The organism is Ruegeria sp. YKSF57 (assembly GCF_059612585.1).
In genome coordinates this window covers 1-2,905 of sequence record NZ_JBXWQW010000109.1, presented here as the reverse complement: position 1 = coordinate 2,905, position 2,905 = coordinate 1, and the positions used below count along the sequence as shown (strand labels likewise).

Sequence of the window (2,905 nt, the reverse complement as noted above, 5' to 3'; positions counted from 1 at the left end):
AGCGAAGAGACGCAGGGCGCGGCTATGGTGTTTCGCGTGCGCGAGCTTTTGATCCGGCAGCGGACCCAGGCCATCAATGCACTGCGAGGGCATTTGAGCGAGTTCGGGCAGATCGCGCCACAGGGGGCGGCCAACGCGTCGAAGCTGATTGCAATAGCCACAACCATGCGAGGCTTTCGGGCGCGCAAACGCGCAAGCCATTCATTGTGCGGACGGTTAAACCGTTCGACTGCCTGAAGAACGGCCATAGCGCCAGAGATCAGGAGCCTCCGAATGTCACGCTGTCCCATCTTCGAGGTCTTTCCTAACCGCGGTCTTCCGCCGGTCGAGTGCTGGCGTGGTACAAGACCCAGCCAAGCTGCAAAGTCTCGGCCTCGTCGAAAACCGGAGAGGTCGGGCGCAAATGTTTCGATCGCCAGCGCTGTGGTCGGTCCTACACCTGGCATGGTTTGTGCCCGGCGTGTCAACGCTGCTTCCCTTGCCGCCCGGACCATTTTACGGTCAAGCTCTGCAATCCGATCTGCCAGCCCGGTGATCTGTTTCAGATACAGTTTAGCCAGATCTCGAACTTCGGCGGGCAAGGATGTGTCATCGGCCTCGACTGAGGCGGCGATCATTTCTCAAATGAACCACCCCTCTGGGCGCGACCAAGCCATGTTCGGCGAGATGCCCGCGTAGCGCGTTGATCAACTGAGTTCGCTGACCAACAAACATTTGTCTTGTCCGGAACAGCATAGCGCGGCTTTGCTGACCTTCTGTCTTCACTGCGACAAAACGCATTGTCGGGCGCAACGCCGCCTCAACGATCGCTTCGGCGTCAGCAGCATCGTTCTTCTGGCGCTTGACATAAGGCTTCACGTAAATGGGCGGGATCAAGCGCACATCATGCCCCAGCTTCTCAATCTCCCGGCCCCAACCATGCGCTGTGGCACACGCTTCCATGGCAACAACGCACTGCGGAAATTGGGAAATGAAACCCAGGAGCTGACCACGAGAAAGCTTCTTGCGGAACAAGACAGACCCGTCGTCATTTGCGCCATGCAACTGAAATACCCGCTTTGCCAGATCAATCCCGATGATTGTAACCTCGGACATGGATGCTTCCTCCTGCTGTGATGGCTTCAACACTCATCACATTCGCACAATGCGATGCCAACTGGTGGGGGCATCCACGCCATCAACATGACTCAGCTCATTTTCGCAACCAAAATAAGAGTTGATTATACTCAATCAACCTGCATAATCCTTTCTAGAATTCTGCGGAAAGCAGTGAAGGATTTACCAATGCAAGTGAATTGAGCTTTGTAGTGGCAGCGGTGTTTAGGGTAGCGGGCGGTATTTAAAACGGAAGATGATTCGACGTTGGCGATGGCCGCACTATTAATCTATGTAAGCGTTAAGATTTTAACCTCTGAGAATTTCGTGTACCGCATTAGGTTGAAATTTTCCAAGAGGGCTGGGAAATAATGGATGAAAGTATCTAAGTACTTTTTTGGTGCACTGGTTGTAATTGTTTTCCTTGGTGCATTTAGCGCCATTGAGAAGGTTAGAGCGGAAGTAGTAAATTCCAGCTCAGCCATTTTTACTATTGATGCTTGTGAGGGATATTTGAACTTTTTGGAGGGCGAGGATACCGTAACGCCCGACGGGTGCCACGAGATTGCGCACTTTCAAATATCGAATCGTAACGAAAATCTAAGACGTTATCTGGTGCTGCTAGTGTTGCATTCGGCTGAAGAATCCGCCTTGGGTGCATTGGCGGGAGCGATGCTGGCAACTATTCAGGGCAATGCTTCGGAAATGTATACAGCGTCGGTTCTGGCTGGCCGCTTTATAGCAATAAAAATGGCGTCTTCAGGCGACCTAGAACGAGCCGCACTGTACTCTCATTTATTGTCTGAAATGCAGCGTTTGTCGGTGCAAGCGATGTGTTCTGAAGAGCTCTGTAATGATATTCAAGTTACTTCCTCCATTAAAAAAATAATGGGAGAAAAGTTTAGTGATCTTGATATTGTCAGGTCTGATATTGTTTTATATTGCTTGCTAAAAACGGATGCATTCTTGATACCTGTACGGAAGGTTCTTGAAAGTCGCGCTTTTGCAGATTGTATTCCTTAAGCGAATGGAAGTTTCATAACGCCGTAAGGGCGGTATCTGAGGCTGATATTCTCCCTAAAAATTCATAAATTCTACGGAGGATAAGTGGTGGGAAAAAGACCTATGACTCCAAAAAAAGATTTCACGCACGGTATGGGGGTGCCTGTAGCTTCTTTGGGTATTGCAGATCCGGTTCCTCCGGCCCAGGCTGTGGCTGAAGCGGGTAGAATGATGGCGTCAGCCTTAGGGTCAGGATGCATTGATTTTCAACGCGCTGCATGATTCACGGTTCGAAAACCGAGCGGTGAACATGTCTGATCTCTTCTGGCTGGCCGACGAGCAGATGGCCAAACTTACCCCCTTTCTTCCCGAAGTCCCACGGCAAGCCACGGGTCGATGACAGACGGGTGTTGAGTGGGATTATCTTCATCAATCGCAATGGGTTGCGTTGGCGTGACGCGCCTGTTGAATACGGCCCGCACAAGACGCTCTACAACCGCTGGAAGCGGTGGAGCGACAAGGGCATCTTCGCGCAGATCATGGCCGGTCTGGCTGCCAAGCACGGCGAACAGAAGACCGTCATGATCGACGCGACGTATCTGAAGGCGCACCGAACAGCGACCAGCATGGCCGTCAAAAAGGGGGGCGTGGTCGTCTGATCGGTCGAACCAAAGGGGGCATGAACACGAAGCTGCACGCCATCTGCGATAGCCAAGGGCGGCCGCTCAACCTGTTCGTCACCGCCGGCCAAGTCAGCGATTACATCGGCGCGCGGGCGCTGCTCAGCAGCTTGCCAAAGGTCGACTGG

1 protein-coding gene and 3 pseudogenes are annotated in these 2,905 nt (G+C 52.5%); 3 read left to right on the top strand and 1 reads right to left on the bottom strand.

The features are described 5' to 3' along the window. Nucleotides 1–174 (top strand): annotated as a pseudogene (locus AC2FLX_RS22050) (IS110 family transposase); the annotation flags it as partial. Here AC2FLX_RS22050 and AC2FLX_RS22045 read toward each other — a convergent pair. Further along, nucleotides 144–1,095 (bottom strand): annotated as a pseudogene (locus tag AC2FLX_RS22045) (IS110 family RNA-guided transposase); the annotation flags it as partial. The pseudogenes AC2FLX_RS22050 and AC2FLX_RS22045 sit on opposite strands and share 31 nt — an antisense overlap. Nucleotides 1,096–1,470: 375 nt before the next feature. Here AC2FLX_RS22045 and AC2FLX_RS22040 point away from each other — a divergent pair. After that, nucleotides 1,471–2,118 carry a hypothetical protein gene (locus tag AC2FLX_RS22040; protein ID WP_496811492.1) on the top strand — a complete coding sequence of 216 codons (648 nt, stop codon included), beginning with the start codon at nt 1,471–1,473 and terminating at the stop codon, nt 2,116–2,118. Nucleotides 2,119–2,407: 289 nt separating this feature from the next. After that, nucleotides 2,408–2,905: pseudogene (locus AC2FLX_RS22035) on the top strand (IS5 family transposase); the annotation flags it as partial.

Coding starts and splice junctions, on each gene's coding strand:
- AC2FLX_RS22040 (WP_496811492.1), top strand. CDS start 1,471: ATGAAAGTATCTAAGTACTTTTTTGGTGCACTGGTTGTAATTGTTTTC.